At 36.5% G+C, this 20,882-nt stretch carries 15 protein-coding genes, 2 tRNA genes and 3 rRNA genes; 14 read left to right on the top strand and 6 right to left on the bottom strand.

Translation table 11 applies throughout. The annotated features are described in order from the left end of the window. Nucleotides 1-6: 6 nt before the first annotated feature. Nucleotides 7-1,824, top strand: a complete 1,818-nt coding sequence (locus tag A9D35_RS06910; RefSeq protein WP_066220815.1) for a cytochrome-c peroxidase — start codon at nucleotides 7-9, stop codon at nucleotides 1,822-1,824. A 93-nt stretch (nucleotides 1,825-1,917) separates the two neighbouring features. Here A9D35_RS06910 and A9D35_RS06905 read toward each other — a convergent pair whose 3' ends face one another. The 3 genes from A9D35_RS06905 to A9D35_RS06895 all read right to left on the bottom strand — a co-directional run bounded on the left by A9D35_RS06905 (nucleotide 1,918) and on the right by A9D35_RS06895 (nucleotide 3,348). Next, on the bottom strand, nucleotides 1,918-2,571 hold the full coding sequence (locus tag A9D35_RS06905; RefSeq protein WP_066225894.1) for a hypothetical protein: 654 nt from the start codon (nucleotides 2,569-2,571) through the stop codon (nucleotides 1,918-1,920). 50 nt (nucleotides 2,572-2,621) lie between these two features. Next, entirely contained in the window at nucleotides 2,622-3,002 is a 381-nt protein-coding gene (locus tag A9D35_RS06900; RefSeq protein ID WP_066220812.1) for a hypothetical protein, read from the bottom strand. Between the two features lie 127 nt (nucleotides 3,003-3,129). Further along, nucleotides 3,130-3,348 (bottom strand): hypothetical protein, encoded by a 219-nt coding sequence (locus tag A9D35_RS06895; RefSeq protein ID WP_066220809.1) that lies wholly within the window; start codon nucleotides 3,346-3,348, stop codon nucleotides 3,130-3,132. Between the two features lie 130 nt (nucleotides 3,349-3,478). Between A9D35_RS06895 and A9D35_RS06890 the strand changes: the two genes are divergently transcribed. The 4 genes from A9D35_RS06890 (at nucleotide 3,479) to A9D35_RS06875 (ending at nucleotide 6,693) form a co-directional block, all read left to right on the top strand. Further along, nucleotides 3,479-4,090: a DEAD/DEAH box helicase gene (locus A9D35_RS06890; RefSeq protein WP_066220806.1), complete on the top strand. Its 612-nt coding sequence runs from the start codon at nucleotides 3,479-3,481 to the stop codon at nucleotides 4,088-4,090. Between the two features lie 130 nt (nucleotides 4,091-4,220). Next, nucleotides 4,221-5,513, top strand: coding sequence for a DUF445 domain-containing protein (locus A9D35_RS06885; protein WP_066220803.1), 1,293 nt, complete (start codon nucleotides 4,221-4,223; stop codon nucleotides 5,511-5,513). A 156-nt stretch (nucleotides 5,514-5,669) separates the two neighbouring features. Next, complete coding sequence (locus A9D35_RS06880) at nucleotides 5,670-5,966, top strand: GIY-YIG nuclease family protein (protein ID WP_066220798.1); 297 nt, start codon at nucleotides 5,670-5,672, stop codon at nucleotides 5,964-5,966. Between the two features lie 262 nt (nucleotides 5,967-6,228). Further along, on the top strand, nucleotides 6,229-6,693 hold the full coding sequence (locus tag A9D35_RS06875) for an OsmC family protein (RefSeq protein ID WP_066220794.1): 465 nt from the start codon (nucleotides 6,229-6,231) through the stop codon (nucleotides 6,691-6,693). Between the two features lie 140 nt (nucleotides 6,694-6,833). Here the strand turns inward: A9D35_RS06875 and A9D35_RS06870 are convergent, their stop codons facing one another. After that, nucleotides 6,834-7,805, bottom strand: coding sequence for a YpdA family putative bacillithiol disulfide reductase (locus A9D35_RS06870; RefSeq protein ID WP_066220791.1), 972 nt, complete (start codon nucleotides 7,803-7,805; stop codon nucleotides 6,834-6,836). Between the two features lie 269 nt (nucleotides 7,806-8,074). Between A9D35_RS06870 and A9D35_RS06865 the strand changes: the two genes are divergently transcribed. The 7 genes from A9D35_RS06865 (at nucleotide 8,075) to A9D35_RS06835 (ending at nucleotide 17,430) form a co-directional block, all read left to right on the top strand. Beyond that, on the top strand, nucleotides 8,075-8,959 hold the full coding sequence (locus A9D35_RS06865; RefSeq protein WP_066220788.1) for a carbohydrate kinase family protein: 885 nt from the start codon (nucleotides 8,075-8,077) through the stop codon (nucleotides 8,957-8,959). Nucleotides 8,960-9,634: 675 nt separating this feature from the next. Further along, a 16S ribosomal RNA gene (locus A9D35_RS06860) occupies nucleotides 9,635-11,154 on the top strand. Nucleotides 11,155-11,245: 91 nt separating this feature from the next. Then, nucleotides 11,246-11,319, top strand: a tRNA-Ile gene (locus A9D35_RS06855). An 88-nt stretch (nucleotides 11,320-11,407) separates the two neighbouring features. Beyond that, a tRNA-Ala gene (locus tag A9D35_RS06850) sits at nucleotides 11,408-11,481 on the top strand. Between the two features lie 244 nt (nucleotides 11,482-11,725). Beyond that, nucleotides 11,726-14,559: ribosomal RNA gene (locus A9D35_RS06845) — 23S ribosomal RNA — on the top strand. 167 nt (nucleotides 14,560-14,726) lie between these two features. Continuing rightward, nucleotides 14,727-14,834, top strand: a 5S ribosomal RNA gene (rrf, locus tag A9D35_RS06840). Together the 16S, 23S and 5S rRNA genes with 2 tRNA genes alongside form the textbook arrangement of a ribosomal RNA operon. A 145-nt stretch (nucleotides 14,835-14,979) precedes the next feature. Beyond that, nucleotides 14,980-17,430, top strand: coding sequence for a helix-turn-helix domain-containing protein (locus tag A9D35_RS06835; protein ID WP_066220785.1), 2,451 nt, complete (start codon nucleotides 14,980-14,982; stop codon nucleotides 17,428-17,430). Nucleotides 17,431-17,490: 60 nt separating this feature from the next. Here the strand turns inward: A9D35_RS06835 and A9D35_RS06830 are convergent, their stop codons facing one another. Next, nucleotides 17,491-17,898, bottom strand: a complete 408-nt coding sequence (locus A9D35_RS06830) for a hypothetical protein (RefSeq protein WP_066220782.1) — start codon at nucleotides 17,896-17,898, stop codon at nucleotides 17,491-17,493. 115 nt (nucleotides 17,899-18,013) lie between these two features. Between A9D35_RS06830 and A9D35_RS06825 the strand changes: the two genes are divergently transcribed. Both A9D35_RS06825 and A9D35_RS06820 read left to right on the top strand, forming a co-directional pair. Next, nucleotides 18,014-18,469: an Lrp/AsnC family transcriptional regulator gene (locus tag A9D35_RS06825; RefSeq protein ID WP_066220779.1), complete on the top strand. Its 456-nt coding sequence runs from the start codon at nucleotides 18,014-18,016 to the stop codon at nucleotides 18,467-18,469. A 107-nt stretch (nucleotides 18,470-18,576) separates the two neighbouring features. Then, entirely contained in the window at nucleotides 18,577-19,593 is a 1,017-nt protein-coding gene (locus tag A9D35_RS06820; protein WP_066220776.1) for a LacI family DNA-binding transcriptional regulator, read from the top strand. A gap of 1 nt (nucleotide 19,594) precedes the next feature. Here A9D35_RS06820 and A9D35_RS06815 read toward each other — a convergent pair whose 3' ends face one another. Beyond that, entirely contained in the window at nucleotides 19,595-20,806 is a 1,212-nt protein-coding gene (locus A9D35_RS06815; RefSeq protein ID WP_066220773.1) for an MDR family MFS transporter, read from the bottom strand. Nucleotides 20,807-20,882: the final 76 nt, after the last annotated feature.

The following is a 20,882-nucleotide window of genomic DNA, read 5'->3' as shown; positions in this document are numbered from 1 at the left end:
AAAAGAATGAATACTAACATATTAGTTGTTAAAGCTAAGGCATATACTTTAAGTATATGTCTTTTGCTTTTAATTACAGTCTCGTGTAATAACAAACCAGAAACCATTGGAATTAAAACGGTTGACTCTACAGATGCTCAAATAGAAGCTTTTTATATTTCAGAACTAGAAGGTTGTATAGCAAACTTAGATTCTATTTCTGTTGAAAATCCTAATCTGGAAAATATAAATTATTACAAAGCGGCGAGAGCTCATTTTAAAGCTATAGAACCTATTTTGGCGGCCATAGATAAGAATAACTTTAAGTCGTTAAATGCCCCAAATATTTTACAAGTTCAAGAGGAAGATGCGACAGATATAAAAATAAGACAGCCTTTTGGATTTCAGGTTATAGAAGAAATGCTTCACGAACCAGAGATCGATACGCTAACATTTAAAAATACGGTATCGCTTACTAGTAACCGATTAAAATTATTAAAAGCGAATACAAATATTCAGTTACAAGATCATCATGTTATTTGGTTGCTTAGAGATCAAATAATTCGAACCGCTACAACTGGAATTACGGGTTTCGATTCTCCAGTTTTAGGTCAGTCGTTACAGGAAAGTCAGATTACCACCAAAACCTTAATTGAAATCGTAAAAATTTTTAAAGCGCATTTTGCTTCAAAACCGGTTTATAATGATCTAATTGCATCTTTAGAACATGGGATTAAAGATTTAGACTCCGATTTTGATACTTTCGATCGGTATCATTTTATAAAGAATAACACCGATGTACAATTAAAAGCACTCCTTAAAACTCAAGACGACTGGAAGGTGTCTTTTCCTTTCGAAATGGGCATTTCTAATACCGCCAAATCTCTTTTCGATGCACAAACGGTAAATGTGTTTTATTTTACAGATTATAAAAGTGATACTATTCGATTAAAACAAAAGGAACAGTTTGGGAAAGAATTGTTTAATGATTCTATACTTTCTAAAAGGAAAAATATGGCTTGTGCGACGTGCCATATTAAAGAAAAAGCTTTTACAGATGGCAGAAGAACGTTTAACGCTATGCAATTAAGAAATACACCAACATTAACTTATTCAGCCTATCAGCAATCGTATTTTATGGATGGGAGAGCAGGAAGTTTAGAAGGACAAGTGGTTGGTGTTGCAGAAAATCATGATGAATTTAATTTACCTATGGATTCTATTGTGGCTCGTGTGTTACGCAATCCGAAATACAAACAGCAGTTAGATTCACTTTACAACAGTAAAAGACCCGATTTTAATATAAGACATGCCATAGCCTCTTATGTGCGCACATTAAATGCCTTTAGATCTAAATTCGATAGCAATATTAATGGAGAAAGTAATACCATTACGCAGCAAGAAGTTGAAGGCTTTAATTTATTTATGGGAAAAGCTGCCTGTGCAACTTGTCATTTTCCGCCTTTATTTAACGGAACCGTGCCGCCACATTTTAAGGATACCGAAATAGAACTTTTAGGCGTGCCCCAAACGGCAGATACAATAAATGCCATTATTAGTCCCGATTTAGGTAGGTACGATGTGTTTAAAACTGAAGAACGGAAGCATTTCTTTAAAACACCAACAGTACGTAATATTGAAAAAACAGCACCTTATATGCATAACGGTGTTTACCAAACTTTAGAAGAGGTAGTCGATTTTTATAATCGTGGAGGAGGAAAAGGAATCGGCATTCAGCAGGAATATCAAACCTTACCTTTTGATGATTTAGGTTTAACTAAAGCCGAACAAGAAAGTTTAGTCGCCTTTATGAAAAGTTTAACCGATAAAGAATTCACAAATTAAAATTGAAATTAAAAATGGAGTTCAAAAGCAAACACCCCGAGAAGTGCTTCTCGGGGTGTTTGCTTATATCCAATAATTGATTAGAATAAAGGTTTAATTCATTTTAAAGACTAAACCGCCTCCTAAACTAAATTGGTAAATTGTAGAATATGCACTTAAGCCAGCAGAGGGTCCATATCCAGAAAAGTAGAATCCACCTCCCATAGTTTGAACAGCCGATAATAATTGAGCTTGCATTTTTAAACCAACGCGGTCAGACATCCAGTAGATTCCTCCTAGTTTTGCTCCCCAAGCAAATTTCGTGGCTGTTTCGCTATTTCCGTTATCTGGATTTTCCATGTTTGCAATCACCATACCTGCGTTTAATCCAAAAAATCCTTCTAAAGGAGACCCTGCAGATCTGAAATATTGATTACCTCCAATCATGATGTAATTAATTCCTAAATCGAAATTTGTATATCTTTCATTATTGAAAAATCCTTGGTCTAAATAGTAAGTTGGTGCATTGGTATCCTGACGTAAGTATAATAATTCAATACCTGTACTAGGTCTTACTTTAAATTCTAAACCAGCTCCCCATTGAAAACCATCTTGTATTTGGCCATTGTAATAGGCATTGTAATCATAATACGAATCGAAACTGTCTTTAAAAGCATAAGAACCATATAGATTAATGTTGAAATCTTGAGCAAATCCTAAAGTGCTAATAAGTGTAAAGGCAATAAAAAAAAGATATTGTTTTTTCATAATAATCATGTTTTGTGTGTAAATATAAACTAAATGTCCAATTTTTAAAGCTATTTTGTACGTGTACGTTTTTTCAATTTTTCAATTTTGTCTTTATAATAGATTATCAATTCATCTACAAAAGTTAGAGGTTTTTTATAAGTGGTTAAGATATGATATAATTGCGAAGCTTGTAAGGTTTTTATTTCAAGTTCTAAAGACTTTATTACTTGTTTTAGGTGTGCTAATGGCTCTGTTGTAATTGCTATGTTTGCTTTAGAGTTTTTCGAGGTTTTAATTTGAGTTTGATCTGTAAATATATGCGTATGGAAAGCTTGTAATTCTTGTAAAGTTCCATTTTTATAAATTTCGATGAGTTGTGTAGTTATATCTGTAGCCGATTCTTGCTCGTTAGCGGCTAACGAAAACTTATCGGGGTGAACGTGTAGCATGGCCTCTCGATACAGTCTTTTTTTAGTTGAAGCGCTTCTGTTGAGTCTTTGCTTTCAGGTGCCGATGGCTGAGGTGTTGTTTTAAGTCCTTTAGGTTCTTGATAATTTTTCCCACGACGTTTCTGAGCTAAACGCTTGTCTTTTTTAATCGTTTTTGTGCTTTGTAAAGGATGTTCAGCTCTTGGGTTTCAATAATGTATTCTGTAAGATGTTGTCTTAGAATGGCTTCAAAAGCTTCAATACTATGCATGATCCCATCGCGTTCTTGAGTTAAAGCTTCTATAGTAATTTGTAATTGTAAGGCCGTTTCTTTGTTCGTCGATTCTGGTAATTGCTCTTGCTTCATCCTTCAAAAATAAGGCTTCTCCTTCAGAATAAAAAAGGAAAGACGAATCACTAAAAGTAGGAAACCATCCGTTTTGTTAGGGCAATACAGATTTTAATCGGAACTTTGTTTTTCTATAATTTTACGATGTATGTCTTTTAAAAAAATACTGCCTGTTCTTAAAGAAACGCTTGATGATTTAGGATATGAAACCACAACTCCACTTCAGAAAAAAGTACTTTCAACCATTAAAAGTGGTGCGAATGTATTCGGAATAGGAGCAACGGGAAGTGGAAAAACAACGGCGATTATACTCAGTGTGATTCAGAAGTTAAAAGGTGAAGCTAAAGGAGATGCACCACGAGCAATAGTTTTGGTAAAAGATAAAGCTGAAGCCTTGGCTTTAAAAGAAAAATTTGAAGTCTTTACTAGACCTACCGATTTACGCGTGTATTGTATTTACGATGAACATAAAATTGATGCACAACGTGACGAAATTTACATGGGGACAGATATTTTGATAGCCACGGTAAAACGCCTGAATAAACTTTACTTTTTAAATAGTATTCATTTAACCGATGTGCAATTAATTTGTATAGAAGATGCCGAGTTTTTAATCCGTCAGAATACGTATAACGAGGTATTGCGTTTGGCAGAGAGTGTAAACAAATGTCAATATGCAGTGTTTACAGATAAATTCGATGCACGTTTAGAACGTTTCGAGGAAGCTTTTATGTTCGATGCCTATAAATTTAAGGTATAAAGTTAGCTGTATTTGGACATAGCAATGATCATGTTGGTTTTCTTTTAAACTAATATCATCCGTTTTTAATTGGATAAAGATTCTAATTCTCAATTTTTTTATAACCTTGTCTGGTAAATAGATTTTTATAATGAAAAAGAATAAGTTAGGAAATCGATCCCTTGCCATCGCCGTAATTTGTATGACGGGGTGTATACTATTAAAATATTTCAATCTTTATGAAGGTAATACTTTAGAAATATTATTGGCAGGTTTTGAAGCAGCCGTTGTAGGTGGTGTTGCCGATTGGTTTGCTGTAAGGGCCTTGTTTCAAGAAATTCCTATTCCCATTGTAAAAAAACATACCAATATAATTGTAAAAAGTCGAGAGAAATTATCGGCCGGAATTGTAGATTTAGTAAATAACGAATGGTTGTCTAAAGATATGATTCGCGATAAAATTTCGGCAGTATCTCTAGCAAAACCCATTGCAGAATATTTGTTGAATGAAGACAATCAAGAAACCATTCGAAAAACCTTAAAGCCAGAACTCGAAAAGTTGGTTTTAAAATTAGATCATCAAGATGTTGTTCATACTTTAGACGGCATCATTAAACCAGCGATTAAAGGTAATAATTTAGCAGAACCGCTGGGGAATTTATTAAAGCAAACGGTTAAACATAAAGATCATTATGGTATACTTCAAGTGTTTTTAGACGTTTTGAAAGATAAAGTAGCTTCAGACTCTACTTTAGATTTTTTAACTACAGAAGTAAGAATCCTTGTAAATAAACAAAAAGGAGGCTCGCCTTTAAAAGGGTTGTTGGTTGGGGCCGGACAAGTTTTAGGAGCCATAAAACCGCAACGTATTGCCGAAGGCATTCAAGATCAATTAATTCAGCTTATTGAAGATATACAGTCAGATCCAGAGCATCATAAAATAATTATCGCTTTAGATGAGCAACTGTATGCTTATGGAGAACGACTAACTTCTGGTGATGAAAAAGCACAATCTGATGTGAATCAATTTGGAGAGCAGTTTTTAGAGCGTTTATTAGACTCTGGAATAGTAAAACAAGCCTTAACCCGATTAAAATCTATTATCCACGAACACTTGTTCGAAAGTGAAAACGAGTATACATTGCTTATTAAAGATAAGGTTAACCTGGCCCTACAATCGTTTCATGACGACGCATCAAAATTAGAGCAAACCGACCTATGGTTAAAATCGACTTTAATGCAACTTATAGAAACGCATCATCATAAAATAGGGGAATTGGTAGGAGAAAGTTTGCAAAAATTATCTAATGTAGAACTTGTAAAACAAATAGAAAGTAAGGTTGGCGAAGATTTACAATACATCCGTTTAAACGGAGCGATTGTAGGTGGAATTGTAGGAATGCTTATTATGATTGTTAAGATTTTTGTTTTAGGAATTCATTAACCGGTGCTTCGATACAATTGCTCTCGCTGCGCATCGCAATCACTCAGCAACCTTTGATTTTCATCTCAACTGGTGGCTGAGTGATTTTCATAGAAAATCGTATCGAAGCCACAATCTTATTAAAATGAATGCGTATTTATTTAAAAATACAATGTCATGATTAAAGGTTATATGTACATTTTAGAATGTTCAGATGGTAGCTATTATACGGGAAGTACCAAAGATTTGGAATTGCGATTTTCTCAGCATAATTCTGGTACAGGAGCAAATTATACAGCCAAACGACTGCCTGTGAAACTATTGTATTATGAAGCATATTCACGTATCGACGACGCTTTCTATCGTGAAAAACAAATCCAAGGTTGGAGTAGAAAAAAGAAAGAAGCCTTGATGTCTGGAGCAGTAGATTTGATTCCTATATTAGCAAAAAAGATATTTCGAAAAGATGAATAACCGGTGCTTCGATACAATTGCTCTCGCTGCGCATTGCAATCACTCAGCAACCTTTGATTTTCATCTCAAATGAAGGCTGAGTGATTTTCGTAGAAAATTGTATCGAAGCCACGGCCTGATTGAGTTTCTAAGTTAATTTTAGTGTAACATTCTATTATGTGTTACTCTGGTGGCTGAGTGATTTTCATAGAAAATCGTATCGAAGCCATACTCCTATAAAGACCATATAAAAACCACAATATTTAAAACAAAATTCTAAACCATGTCCTCAACCTTTCAATTCAAGATTTACAACCAATGGAATTCAGAATCTGCTCAGGATGAAAAGAAAGCTGGCGGATCTCTAAAAACACATCAGGTGTTTTTAGAAGATGGAAAACACATGGAAGTTTCGGCAGCAAAACCCTTTAAAGGAGATGCGTCTAAATATAATCCGGAAGAATTGCTCATGGCTGCTTTATCCTCTTGTCATTTCATGTCTTATAAATATGTATGCGATAAGGCGGGAATTTTGATTAAAGGGTATAAAGATGAGGTTGAAGGCGTTTTAGTTTTGAATGCCGATGGTAGTGGAGCTTTTACAAAAATCACTTTAAAACCTACAGTAATTTTGCACGATATTAGTCAGCGAGATTTAGCAATTACACTTCACGACGAGGCATCAAAACTTTGTTTTATTGCAAATTCATGTGCCTTTCCTATAGTTTATAAGCCTGCTATTAGTTAATTATGTTGTTCAATACAATTCATAACACAACAATATTCTAGGCTGAAGAATTTATAAGTCAACCTTAATAGGGTTTAACTCAATTGTGCAGGGTAGGACCTGATTTCTTTTACACTTTTGTAAAGGTTTATGAGAGCTGTTTATTTTAAAAGGTCTGAAATGTGATCGACGATTTTTTTGGCATGAATTCTGGAGTTTTCTATAAACCATTTATGGGTTTCCATGCCACCACAAATAACACCTGCAAGATATAAGCCCTCAATATTTGTTTCCATGGTTTCCTTATTGTAATCGGGAATTCGTTTTTCGTCATCGGAGAAAGTAATGTTGGCACTTTCTAATAATTGAAAGTTAGGCTGATAACCCGTAAGTGCCAAAACATAATCGTTGGGTAGAGTAAGCGTCCCTTTGGGAGTAGATATGATGGCGTCGTTTTTTTTTATTTCAAGGATTTCAGAATTAAAATATGCCGTAATCGATCCTTCTTCAATGCGGTTAATAATATCTGGTCTAACCCAATACTTTACACGTTCGCCAATAGCATTTCCGCGTATCACCATAGTAACACGTCCTCCTTTTCTCCAAATTTCTAAAGCAGCATCGACAGACGAATTGCTCGCACCAACTACAATAACATCCTGCATACTATAAGGGTGTGCTTCTTTATAATAATGGCTTACTTTTGGTAACTGTTCGCCAGGTACTCCTAAATATTTCGGAATGTCGTAAAACCCAGTAGCTATAATTACTTTTTTAGCTTGGTATTCCTGTTTGGATGTTTTTACCACAAAAATATCTTTTTGTTTTTGTACGTCTTGAACACTTTCATATAAATGAATATGCAAATTATTAGACGTTGCAACCCGTCTGTAATATTCTAAAGCTTCAGTTCGGTTAGGTTTCGGATTATTACTTATAAAAGGAATGTCGTTAATCTCTAATTTTTCCGAAGTCGAGAAAAAGGTCATGTTTAAGGGGTAGTTGAAAATGGAATTTGTAAGCGTACCTTTTTCAATGATTACATAATTCAAGTTTTTTTCTTCGCATGCCATAGCGCACGCAATGCCTATAGGGCCAGCTCCAATAATTAGAATGTCTTTTTTACAAGTCAAAAGCAAAAATGTTTAGGGGTTCGATTGTTATTTACTAGTACATATTTTCAACACTAAAAATACTAATAGTAAGAAACAATTCCATAGCTTTTGTGTAATAAGTGTTAGGATTTGGTTGTGATCGTTTTTTTATACATTTGAAAGGTAGTGTGAAGGTTTAATATTGTGGTTAAGCCGAGGCTTTTAAAATGATAAAATTCCTTTTTAGTCTGCTTAAAATTTAAGAATGTGTGGTATGGCAGGAATTGGAGGAGTAAAAAATATATATTATGATAAATGTAGTTTGTTTCGGGGAAGTGCTTTGGGATGTATTTCCAAATCATAGAAAAATTGGAGGAGCTCCTTTAAATGTGGCTAACAGATTAAGCGCGTTTAATAATAACGTATCTATTATAAGTCGTGTTGGCGATGATAAAAATGGAGCGCAAATTTTAAATACTTTGAAAGAGGGAACTATCCGTACTGAAGGAGTTCAGGTGGATCAGGAATTTAAAACGGGGGAAGTAAATGTTATGCTTAATGAAGCCGGATCGGCATCTTACGATATTTTGTTTCCTAGAGCCTGGGATAATATCCAAGTAACAGAAATGGCGAAGTCTATTATAAAAGAATCGGATGCTTTTATCTTCGGAAGTTTGATTGCTAGAGATGAGGTGTCTCGTGAAACACTTTATGCACTTTTGAAATTAGCAGACTATAAAATATTCGATGTTAATTTAAGGCCCCCTCATTATACTATAGAAGTGCTTAAGAAATTGATGAATGAAGCAGATTTTATAAAATTTAATGATGATGAAATTTTCGAAATAAGTAAGTCGCTTGAGTTTAATGCCGAGACCCTAGAGGAAAATATTCGGTTTATAGCAAGAGAAACAAACACTACATCGATATGTGTTACTAGAGGTGCGCATGGAGCTATCTTATCTATTAACGATACGTTTTATTATAATGATGGGTATAAAATTAAAGTTATAGACACAGTTGGTGCAGGAGATTCTTTTTTAGCAACATTAATTAATAAGTTGTTTCACGATGCCTCTCCTCAAGATGCTATTAATTATGCCTGTGCCGTGGGCGCTTTGGTGGCGGGTAGGAGCGGAGCAAATCCAGAATTTACTAACGATGAGGTTGTACAATTTATCAAATCGCAATAATTACACTATGTATAATAGTAAATGAAATGAGGGTATATGGAAGGTAAAATGAATCACGTGTATTAAATGGCGTCGTTGTTTAAGAATGGATTTAGATAGAAACCTCCATTTAATTAAATGTTTTTGTAAACTTAACAATTTGCAAACCTGCATATTAAAAACAAATCAAAAAAAACCTTATAAAAAGTTAGTTTTATAAAAAGGAAAGGTTGTATATTTGCACCCGCTTACGGCGAGAGGGTTTAGGAAGAAGAGTAAGCAAAGGTTCATTAACAGGTTAAAAAATCGGATTTAAAATAAGTTTTAAAAAAGATTAGAAAAAGCTTTGTAAGAACAAAAAAGGTTGTAAGTTTGCAGCCGCTAAAAACGGCAACGTTTTTAGACAAGAGAAGTTCTTTGGCTAGTGTTTTAATGAGATTAGAAAGTTTGCAAAAACAATTTAAAAAAAACTTCAAAAAACATTGCAAGGAATAAAAAAGGGTTTTATATTTGCACCCGCTTAACAAGGAAACGCGTTAAGATAAGAAGAGAAATAAGTTCATTAACATATTGAATTGACAGCGTAGATATTAACTGGAAACGGTTAATATCACAAAAAGAGAATAAACCATTTTGAGTACCAAAATTTAATTCCATTAGTTGTTAAAAGTAAAAGTGGAAACACTTAAAAATTTAACGATGAAGAGTTTGATCCTGGCTCAGGATGAACGCTAGCGGCAGGCCTAACACATGCAAGTCGAGGGGTAACATTGTGCTTGCACAGATGACGACCGGCGCACGGGTGCGTAACGCGTATGCAATCTACCTTTTACAGGAGGATAGCCCAGAGAAATTTGGATTAATACTTCATAGTATATAGAGATGGCATCATTTTTATATTAAAGATTTATCGGTAAAAGATGAGCATGCGTTCTATTAGTTAGTTGGTAAGGTAACGGCTTACCAAGACTGCGATAGATAGGGGTCCTGAGAGGGAGATCCCCCACACTGGTACTGAGACACGGACCAGACTCCTACGGGAGGCAGCAGTGAGGAATATTGGACAATGGGCGAGAGCCTGATCCAGCCATGCCGCGTGCAGGAAGACTGCCCTATGGGTTGTAAACTGCTTTTATACAGGAAGAAACACTCCCTCGTGAGGGAGCTTGACGGTACTGTAAGAATAAGGATCGGCTAACTCCGTGCCAGCAGCCGCGGTAATACGGAGGATCCAAGCGTTATCCGGAATCATTGGGTTTAAAGGGTCCGTAGGTGGACAATTAAGTCAGAGGTGAAATCTTGCAGCTCAACTGTAAAATTGCCTTTGATACTGGTTGTCTTGAGTTATTATGAAGTAGTTAGAATATGTAGTGTAGCGGTGAAATGCATAGATATTACATAGAATACCAATTGCGAAGGCAGATTACTAATAATACACTGACACTGATGGACGAAAGCGTGGGTAGCGAACAGGATTAGATACCCTGGTAGTCCACGCCGTAAACGATGGTTACTAGCTGTTCGATCTTCGGATTGAGTGGCTAAGCGAAAGTGATAAGTAACCCACCTGGGGAGTACGTTCGCAAGAATGAAACTCAAAGGAATTGACGGGGGCCCGCACAAGCGGTGGAGCATGTGGTTTAATTCGATGATACGCGAGGAACCTTACCAGGGCTTAAATGTAGATTGACAGGTTTAGAGATAGACTTTTCTTCGGACAATTTACAAGGTGCTGCATGGTTGTCGTCAGCTCGTGCCGTGAGGTGTCAGGTTAAGTCCTATAACGAGCGCAACCCCTGTTGTTAGTTGCCAGCGAGTAGTGTCGGGAACTCTAACAAGACTGCCAGTGCAAACTGTGAGGAAGGTGGGGATGACGTCAAATCATCACGGCCCTTACGTCCTGGGCTACACACGTGCTACAATGGTAGGGACAGAGAGCAGCCACACCGCGAGGTGGAGCGAATCTATAAACCCTATCACAGTTCGGATCGGAGTCTGCAACTCGACTCCGTGAAGCTGGAATCGCTAGTAATCGCATATCAGCCATGATGCGGTGAATACGTTCCCGGGCCTTGTACACACCGCCCGTCAAGCCATGGAAGTTGGAAGTGCCTGAAGTCCGTCACCGCAAGGAGCGGCCTAGGGTAAAGTCGATAACTAGGGCTAAGTCGTAACAAGGTAGCCGTACCGGAAGGTGCGGCTGGAACACCTCCTTTCTAGAGAAAGACGACTATTGGAGTAAGATAGTAAAAAGGAAAAGAGATGCTTTATTCTCAAGCTGTTAATTTAAATGATCTATTATAGTAGAGTCTCATAGCTCAGCTGGTTAGAGCGCTACACTGATAATGTAGAGGTCGGCAGTTCGAGTCTGCCTGAGACTACTAATATAATAAAAAAGGAAATTCTAGAAGCTAGAGTAGTAGTTAACAGTACTAACTACTAACTACTAATTACTAACGACTAGTAATTGGGGGATTAGCTCAGCTGGCTAGAGCGCCTGCCTTGCACGCAGGAGGTCATCGGTTCGACTCCGATATTCTCCACGAATTAATGTAAAAATTAATCAATTTAACAATCTACCAATTGGTACATTGCTAGATTAAATAATAGCTACATTGATAAACGTTCATTGACATATTGAAAAAGATACATAAAAATAATTAAGATATTATATTATGTAGTATTGCACATACTATATAAGATATATTTTAAACAATAATAATTCGTTGTTAGTTAAAGTTTACGAGCTTTTAACTAATAACAAACTCATTAAAAAAGCAAAAAGTACAATAAGCTAAATAAGGGCGTATGGGGAATGCCTAGGCTCTCAGAGGCGATGAAGGACGTGATAAGCTGCGAAAAGCTGCGGGGATTGGCACATACAATATGATCCGCAGATATCCGAATGGGGCAACCCACTATATTGAAGATATAGTATCCGTAAGGAGGCGAACCCGGAGAACTGAAACATCTAAGTACCCGGAGGAGAAGAAAACAAAAGTGATTCCGTAAGTAGTGGCGAGCGAACGCGGATTAGCCCAAACCAGTGTTGTTACGGCAACATTGGGGTTGTAGGACCACGTTATTCGAAGTGTAATGAATTAGAATCCTTTGGAAAGAGGAACCAAAGAGGGTGATAGTCCCGTATAGGTAAAGAACAATTAGATAGTGGTATCCTGAGTAGTGCGGGGCACGTGAAACCCTGTGTGAATTTGGCGGGACCATCCGTTAAGGCTAAATACTCCTGAGAGACCGATAGTGAACTAGTACCGTGAGGGAAAGGTGAAAAGAACCCTGAATAAGGGAGTGAAAAAGATCCTGAAACCATACGCTTACAAGCGGTCGGAGCACGTTTACGTGTGACGGCGTGCCTTTTGCATAATGAGCCTACGAGTTACCGTTGCTAGCAAGGTTAAGGGCTTCAGGTCCGGATCCGTAGCGAAAGCGAGTCTGAATAGGGCGTTTTAGTTAGTAGTGGTAGACGCGAAACCGTGTGATCTACCCATGGGCAGGTTGAAGCTGTAGTAACATACAGTGGAGGACCGAACCGGTTGACGTTGAAAAGTCTTCGGATGACCTGTGGGTAGGGGTGAAAGGCCAATCAAACTCGGAAATAGCTCGTACTCCCCGAAATGCATTTAGGTGCAGCGTTGATTTATAGTTTTATAGAGGTAGAGCTACTGATTGGATGCGGGGGCTTCACCGCCTACCAATTCCTGACAAACTCCGAATGCTATAAAATGTTGATCAGCAGTGAGGGCATGGGTGCTAAGGTCCATGTCCGAGAGGGAAAGAACCCAGACCATCAGCTAAGGTCCCCAAATATATGTTAAGTTGAAAAAACGCGGTTGAACTGCTCAGACAGCTAGGATGTTGGCTTGGAAGCAGCCATTCATTTAAAGAGTGCGTAACAGCTCACTAGTCGAGCGGTTCGGCATGGATAATAATCGGGCATAAACATATTACCGAAGCTATGGATTTATAACAAAAGTTATAAGTGGTAGGGGAGCATTCTATAGGTGTTGAAGGTGTGATGCGAGTCATGCTGGAACGTATAGAAAAGAAAATGTAGGCATAAGTAACGATAATGCGGGCGAGAAACCCGCACTCCGAAAGACTAAGGTTTCCTCAGCTATGCTAATCAGCTGAGGGTTAGTCGGGACCTAACGCGAACCCGAAAGGGGTAGTGGATGGACAACAGGTTAATATTCCTGTACCTGCTCTTACTAAAAGTGACGGAGGCGTAAATTTGGTGCGAACTGACGGAATAGTTCGTTGAAGCCAGTGGTAACACGGCGATAGTACACTGAGACTACGGTCAAGGTGATAATCCAGAGTAGCGACTTCCAAGAAAAGCAAAAGAAGCAGCCCGTACCCTAAACCGACACAGGTAGTTGGGATGAGAATTCTAAGGAGCTCGAGAGATTCATGGTTAAGGAACTAGGCAAAATAGACCCGTAACTTCGGGAGAAGGGTCGCCCATCTTCGGATGGGCCGCAGTGAAAAGGTCCAGGCGACTGTTTATCAAAAACACAGGGCTATGCTAAATTGAAAAATGACGTATATGGCCTGACACCTGCCCGGTGCTGGAAGGTTAAGTGGTGGGCTTAGCAGTAATGCGAAGGTCTAAAATGAAGCCCCAGTAAACGGCGGCCGTAACTATAACGGTCCTAAGGTAGCGAAATTCCTTGTCGGGTAAGTTCCGACCTGCACGAATGGTGCAACGATCTGGACACTGTCTCAACCATGAGCTCGGTGAAATTGTAGTATCGGTGAAGATGCCGATTACCCGCAGTGGGACGAAAAGACCCCGTGCACCTTTACTATAGCTTAGTATTGGTTTTGGATAAGTAATGTGTAGGATAGGTGGGAGACTTTGAAGCGGCATCGCTAGGTGTTGTGGAGTCATTGTTGAAATACCACCCTTTGCTTATCTAGAGTCTAACCTTCTTTTGAAGGGACAGTGCTTGGTGGGTAGTTTGACTGGGGTGGTCGCCTCCAAAAGAGTAACGGAGGCTTCTAAAGGTTCCCTCAGCACGCTTGGTAACCGTGCGTAGAGTGCAATGGCATAAGGGAGCTTGACTGAGAGACCTACAAGTCGATCAGGTACGAAAGTAGAGCATAGTGATCCGGTGGTTCCGCATGGAAGGGCCATCGCTCAAAGGATAAAAGGTACGCCGGGGATAACAGGCTGATCTCCCCCAAGAGCTCATATCGACGGGGGGGTTTGGCACCTCGATGTCGGCTCGTCACATCCTGGGGCTGGAGAAGGTCCCAAGGGTTGGGCTGTTCGCCCATTAAAGTGGCACGCGAGCTGGGTTCAGAACGTCGTGAGACAGTTCGGTCTCTATCTACTGTGGGCGTTAGAAATTTGAGTGGATCTGACTCTAGTACGAGAGGACCGAGTTGGACCAACCTCTGGTGTATCTGTTGTTCCGCCAGGAGCATTGCAGAGTAGCTACGTTGGGAAGGGATAAGCGCTGAAAGCATATAAGCGCGAAACCCACCACAAGATGAGATTTCTTTAAAGGGTCGTGGGAGATGACCACGTTGATAGGCTATAGGTGTAAAGGCAGTAATGTCATAGCCGAGTAGTACTAATAACCCATAGGCTTATTGTACGCCTGTTTTTTTAAAAGAGTACAAGATTTATTATATTATTATTTATGTTCAAGACGTAAATCGTCCTTTTTCAATATGTTAAAATATTAGAAGTAAGTAGTGAGAAATTAGCATTGAGATTACACTCAATACTAATTACTAAAATCTCAATACTAGCTTAACAATTTAAGGTGATTATTGCAATGGGGCTCACCTCTTACCATTCCGAACAGAGAAGTTAAGCCCATTAGCGCCGATGGTACTGCATTTGTGGGAGAGTAGGTCGTTGCCTTTTTTAGAAATCCTCAACAATTTTTTTGTTGAGGATTTTTTTTTTGGGTTTATACTCATCTTCCTTTTCCTATGAATCAATTCCCCTTTTCTTTTATTCAAAAGGAAATAAATCAGTATCTTCAATTCTATTTTTTAAAAGCATAATAATGGCTGTCAATAAAGAACTCGACCTTGCTTGGGAGTTTGTAAACAACACTAATCGTTCTATCTTTTTAACAGGAAAGGCTGGTACAGGAAAAACAACGTTCTTACACAAATTAAAAGCAAATAGTTTAAAACGACTGGTTATTGTTGCACCTACAGGTGTTGCTGCTATTAATGCTAAAGGCGTTACTATACATTCTTTTTTCCAATTACCTTTTGGGCCGATACTTCCAAATTCAGATTTGGATAATGCTTCAGGATTTAATAGGAAGTTTAGTAAAGCTAAAATCAATATTATTAAATCGATGGATGTTTTAGTTATTGATGAAATTAGTATGGTTCGGGCAGATTTACTTGATGGTATAGATAAAACTTTACGTCGTTTTAGGAATAAAACCAAAGTGTTTGGAGGCGTGCAACTACTCATGATTGGTGACTTGCAACAATTGTCTCCCGTAATTAGGGACAATGAATGGCAGCTCCTAAAGTCGGTTTATGCTAATGGATTTTTTTTTAGTAGTCATGCTTACCAACAATGTGAAGCTGTAACAATAGAGTTAAAACATATTTATAGACAGGAGAATCCGAAATTTATTGAAATTCTTAATGAAATAAGAAATAATACCCTAAGTGCTGCTGCTGCTGATGTGCTCAACAAAAGATACATCGCAGATTTTAAACCAGAACCCGATGAAGGTTTTATATCTTTAACGACCCATAATAGTAAAGCAGAAACTACCAATAGTGAAGAGTTGGAGAAGCTTGACACCAAATTGTTTACCTATAAGGCAAAAATAGAAGGTAAGTTTCCTGAATTTTCATATCCTAATAACGAGCAATTAGAATTTAAAGTTGGGGCTCAAGTTATGTTTATTAAGAATGATAGTAGTGGGGAGAAACGGTATTTTAACGGTAAGATTGGGAAAATTGTTCAGCTTTCAAAAGATGAAGTTACTGTACGCTGTAAAGGTGACGACTTTAATATTAATACCAAAGCCGAAGTTTGGGAAAATATTAATTATAATGTAGATCCCGAAACAAAGGATATTACCGAAGATAAAATAGGAGCCTTTACTCAGATTCCGTTGCGATTAGCTTGGGCTATTACGATACACAAAAGTCAAGGTTTAACCTTTGAGAAAGCTATTATAGACGCAGCTGGAGCCTTCGCTCATGGCCAAACGTATGTTGCTTTAAGCCGATGCAAATCCTTAGAAGGATTAGTGTTAAGAAGTAAAATTAATGCCAACCAAATAATTACCGACAGTCATGTATTAAATTTTAATAAACAGGCAGAAGCTAATGAACCGGATACTTCTATTCTTCACCTTTCGCAACAACAATTTCAACTGGAGTTAATTGCTGAAATTTTTGGGTTTTATGAGTTTTTATATCCGATAAATCGGATTTTGGATATCTTTTATAAAAACAGAAACAACCTTCAAGGTAATATGGAGTCGCAAATGCTTCTCATAAAGACTACGGTTACTAATTTACTTAAAGTAAGTAATGCGTTTAATACACAGCTTAAGCAACTTTCTGATACCGATCAATTGCCAGAAGGCAATAGTATTATACAAGACCGATTTAACAAGGCCATAGTATATTTTAAAACAGAAACGGAAAATAATATTGGGAAGCCTTTAAAGGAACTTGCGTTTACAACCGATAATCAAGCTGTAAGGAGTGATATTACCAAACATTTAGATACACTTGAAGAATTGCACGACACCAAACTATTTTATTTTAATAGTTTAGCATATAATTTTACAACAAAGAAACTCTTAGAATTAAGAGCAAAAGCCGTATTTATTGCTAAGGAGAAACCAAAAAAATCTAGGAAATCTGTTGTCGACGGTACCGTAAATGTGGAATTATTTGAATTATTACGGGTGCTTAGAAATGAAATTGCTACAGAAAATGATTTAATTCACTTTCAGGTATTTTCACAGAAAACATTATACGAAATTTGCGAGGTTCTACCTTTAACAAAGCAAGAACTTCTTAGTATTGGAGGTATGGGGAAAACTAGAGTAGATAAATATGGAAGTGCTATTCTAGGGGTTATTCGAGATTATTGTTATGAACATGATATTCAAACGCATAAGGAAGATGAAATATTTGAAGATGTCACAACGAAAAAGAATAAGATTGATACTAAAACACAATCTTTAAATTTATTTAAATCTGGAAAAACTATTGAAGACATTGCGTTTGAACGAGAGCTAAATGAAAATACAATTTTTAGTCACTTGGCTAGTTTTATTCCTTCTGGAGAGATAAAAATTACAGATGTAATGGCCGTAGAGACGTATGAAAAATTAACTGAATTAATTCCGAAAATAACTTTTGAAAATCTATCCGACTTAAAAAATCAATTAGATGATGTTTATAGTTATGGCGAGATTCGTTTGGTTTTAGACGCTTTAAATTCTAAAAATATGTTGCAGTAATAAACACGAATTTTAGAAGGTGTTGAATTTCAAATATAATTAATGTGAAAAGAAGGGTATTTAATTTTGTTGTATTAAAGACCTTACATAATGTCTGTGAATGATTCTAAGCTTTCTAAGTTCTATACGAAGTAATTTTATAAAATCGGAGCCATTAGACTTGTTGTGTTCTAAATGCCTGGTGTTATGATAAAGTCTATCTATAAAAAAACGTAAAGATTTTGCGTATTTTAATTTCTGTATATAATTGGTTTCATTCTCTGTTTCAACAATTTTAGGAACCAAACCAAAAGCATCCATAACTAATTTATCTGCATACCGATCTGACATATTTTTTGAATGATGCATAGACAGTATATCTTTGTCATAAGTAATATATGAAGCGATATGCCTTGATAATTTAAAAATATCCAAAGATTTTTGATAGATAATTAAATCTTTTATGTTGGTACGGTGTGAATTCGTCATTTTCTTAGCAATTAATACAAAATTAGGGACTAATTGATAAAGATGTATTTAATAATTAAAGTTTAAAGTGTATTTTTGATTAAATATTAAACTTTAATCCTTAAAAACTTTAAGCATGCAGTTAGATGCTGTAAATTGGAAAATATTAGAATGTTTGCAAAAAAACTCAAGGCAATCCAATACCGAAATAGCCAAATTTGTAGGCATAAGTTCTCCAGCTGTTGCCGAGCGTATTCGTAAAATGGAAGATGCCGGTGTTATTGAAGGTTATAATACACAAATTTCATATTACGAAACAGGACATCAGCTAAAAACGATTATTACCCTTCGGGTATTTATGGGACGATTAAAGCCTTTTTTAGAAAAAGTAACCACCTTTAAAGAAGTTGTAAATTGCTATAGAGTTACAGGAAATGAAAACATAGTTATGGAGGTTGTGTTAAAAAATCAAAAACATTTAGGTATGTTTATAGACCAACTCATAACATACGGTGAAACTAAAACCCAAATTGTGTTGTCTAATGTTGTAGAAAACAACCCCTTGGTTAAGGATACTACCATAAAATCCTAATATCTCTACGCTATATTTCATTATTATTAAAAATATAGGTTTTTTAGTCTCAAAAATTTATTATAATTTTATCTCTTATATCACATACACATATTAATACAATATTCATGAAAAAAACGACCTTAAAAGATATTGCAAAAGCATTAAATGTATCCGTTTCAACAGTATCTAAAGCGCTTCATGATATTCCAGAAATCAGCGAAGAAACTAGGATTTTAATCCAAAACTACGCCAAGGAAAAAAATTACAGACCCAATTATAATGCTTTAAGTTTAAAAAACAGAAGAACAAAAAGTATAGGCGTAATTATTCCGAATATGCTTAACTATTTCTATATGCAAGTTTTGCAAGGTATAGAAAAGGAAGCTGCTAAGAATGGGTATCGTATTATGACATGTATTTCTAATGAGTCTTACCAAAAGGAAGTTGAAATTATCGATATGCTATCTACAGGAAGTATTGATGGTTTTTTGCTAGCTATATCTGAAGAAACAGAGCAAAACGGCGAGTTTAGTCATTTTGAAGACACCATGAAATTTGGATTTCCAATAGTGATGTTCGATCGTGTTTCTGAACATGTAGAATGTGATAAAATTATTATTGATGACTTAAATGCAGCAGCAGAGGCGGTGAGTTTTCTTGTAAAACAAGGGTGCAAACGTATTGCTTTTGTGTCGCCTTTACAAAATCTTAGCATTGGTCGTTTACGATTTGAAGGTTATAAAAAGGGATTAATTGAGAACGATTTAACCTTTGATGATAATTTGGTTATTAATACTAGCGAACCAGATTATAAGCAGTACGAAAAAATGATTCGTCCGTTATTTAAGCATAAAATAGATGGTATTATTTCAACGAATGAATCTTCTGCAATTTCAGCTATGAAATTAGCTAAAGAAAATGGGTATAAGTTACCCGAAGATTTAGCTGTTATTTCTTTTGCAAACGGATTGTTAGCACGTAACTCTAACCCAAGACTAACCTGTGTGAGTCAGCATGGTGAAATTATGGGAGCTGCCGCAACTAAAAAATTAATAGAAAAGCTAGAACAGCGTGAAGAGGCTAGCTCATTTTCTACAGAAATTATAGAAACCGATATTGTTTTGCGCGAATCTACACGTTAATTTATTGCTTATCTTTTTGTCTTATCATTCTTAATTTTAGGTAATATAAGGTTGAAATACAAATTAGCATTATAGCAACACTAGTATACCAAGTTACTTTATATCCGTAATTTGCAATTACATGCATGCCAGAATTATGAGCTATGATATGTGCAATAGAAAAGGATATACTATAAAGCGCCATATATTCGCCTTGGTTGCCTTTCTTGGCACGTTCTAGAGCAAAGGCATTCGAAAATGGGAAGGCTATCATTTCTCCCACTGTCATAAAAATCATACCAATCACTAAAATACCTGTCCAATTGCTTAAGTTTAATACAAGAAAACTTAGGCCTAAAAGTATGGCACCTAAAAGGACTAATCCAGTTTTAGAATACCATGACTTTTCGAAATATTTTACGAGAGGCATTTCTAAAGCAAAAATAATAAAACCATTTAGCCCCATTAAAAGTCCTATTTGAAATTCGCTTAAATGATGGATGTCTTTATAAAATAAGGGCACTGTAGAGAAGTACTGTAAGAAAGCTACGCCAAACAGTAACATGGCAAATAGAAAGATAATGTAATTAATATCTTTATACGCCGATTTTGGGTGTTCTACTACAATCTCATCTGCAATTCTGGCCTTTTTTGGATGTAAAACATTTAGTAATAAGATGCTCGCTAAAAAGCAAGTTATACCATCTACCCAAAACAATCCGCCATAGCTTAAGGTTACAATAATAAGTCCGCCAATAGCAGGGCCAGCAGAGAATCCTAAATTAATGGCCAATCGAATTAAGGTAACCGATCTTACCTTGTTTTCTGGTTTACTGTATGCGCTAAGTGCTACAAACATGGCAGGTCTAAACATATCGGCAGCAATTAACAACACGAAAACCCCAACGGCTATACTAACAAATGTATTTAGGAATTGTAACCCAATAAACAAAAAGCCAGAGGTAATTAGACTAATTACCATAACTTTATAGTAACCAATTTTATCGGTTAATCGTCCTCCCAGCCAAGATCCCACAACAGATCCAGCACCAAAAGCACTCATAATCCATCCCACTTGAATGAGTGAAAAGTGTAAATTTTCTGTAAGATATAGAGATAGAAACGGAATAACCATGGTTCCTGCTCTATTAATTAAGGTAATTAAAGCCAACCACCATACTTCGGTAGAGAGGCCTTTAAAAGTGTTTATATAGTTTTGAAATAGTAATTTCATAATGGTTTTTGGTTTGGTTGGTACAAAAAAAAACGTCCAACTTGATGGGTTGGACGTTTTTCTATATAATATAAGG

Origin of the sequence: Formosa haliotis, from assembly GCF_001685485.1 — a bacterium.
Classification (GTDB): domain Bacteria; phylum Bacteroidota; class Bacteroidia; order Flavobacteriales; family Flavobacteriaceae; genus Formosa; species Formosa haliotis.
Note: the sequence above shows the minus strand (reverse complement) of the source record. Positions and strands in the feature narration are given on the sequence as shown.

Excerpts from the sequence above, each read along its gene's own strand:
- A9D35_RS06910 (WP_066220815.1), top strand. The coding sequence starts at position 7 with ATGAATACTAACATATTAGTTGTTAAAGCTAAGGCATATACTTTAAGT.
- A9D35_RS06905 (WP_066225894.1), bottom strand. The coding sequence starts at position 2,571 with ATGAAAAAACAATATCTTTTTTTTATTGCCTTTACACTTATTAGCACT.
- A9D35_RS06900 (WP_066220812.1), bottom strand. The coding sequence starts at position 3,002 with ATGCTACACGTTCACCCCGATAAGTTTTCGTTAGCCGCTAACGAGCAA.
- A9D35_RS06895 (WP_066220809.1), bottom strand. The coding sequence starts at position 3,348 with ATGAAGCAAGAGCAATTACCAGAATCGACGAACAAAGAAACGGCCTTA.
- A9D35_RS06890 (WP_066220806.1), top strand. The coding sequence starts at position 3,479 with ATGTCTTTTAAAAAAATACTGCCTGTTCTTAAAGAAACGCTTGATGAT.
- A9D35_RS06885 (WP_066220803.1), top strand. The coding sequence starts at position 4,221 with ATGAAAAAGAATAAGTTAGGAAATCGATCCCTTGCCATCGCCGTAATT.
- A9D35_RS06880 (WP_066220798.1), top strand. The coding sequence starts at position 5,670 with ATGATTAAAGGTTATATGTACATTTTAGAATGTTCAGATGGTAGCTAT.
- A9D35_RS06875 (WP_066220794.1), top strand. The coding sequence starts at position 6,229 with ATGTCCTCAACCTTTCAATTCAAGATTTACAACCAATGGAATTCAGAA.
- A9D35_RS06865 (WP_066220788.1), top strand. The coding sequence starts at position 8,075 with ATGATAAATGTAGTTTGTTTCGGGGAAGTGCTTTGGGATGTATTTCCA.
- A9D35_RS06835 (WP_066220785.1), top strand. The coding sequence starts at position 14,980 with ATGGCTGTCAATAAAGAACTCGACCTTGCTTGGGAGTTTGTAAACAAC.
- A9D35_RS06830 (WP_066220782.1), bottom strand. The coding sequence starts at position 17,898 with ATGACGAATTCACACCGTACCAACATAAAAGATTTAATTATCTATCAA.
- A9D35_RS06825 (WP_066220779.1), top strand. The coding sequence starts at position 18,014 with ATGCAGTTAGATGCTGTAAATTGGAAAATATTAGAATGTTTGCAAAAA.
- A9D35_RS06820 (WP_066220776.1), top strand. The coding sequence starts at position 18,577 with ATGAAAAAAACGACCTTAAAAGATATTGCAAAAGCATTAAATGTATCC.
- A9D35_RS06815 (WP_066220773.1), bottom strand. The coding sequence starts at position 20,806 with ATGAAATTACTATTTCAAAACTATATAAACACTTTTAAAGGCCTCTCT.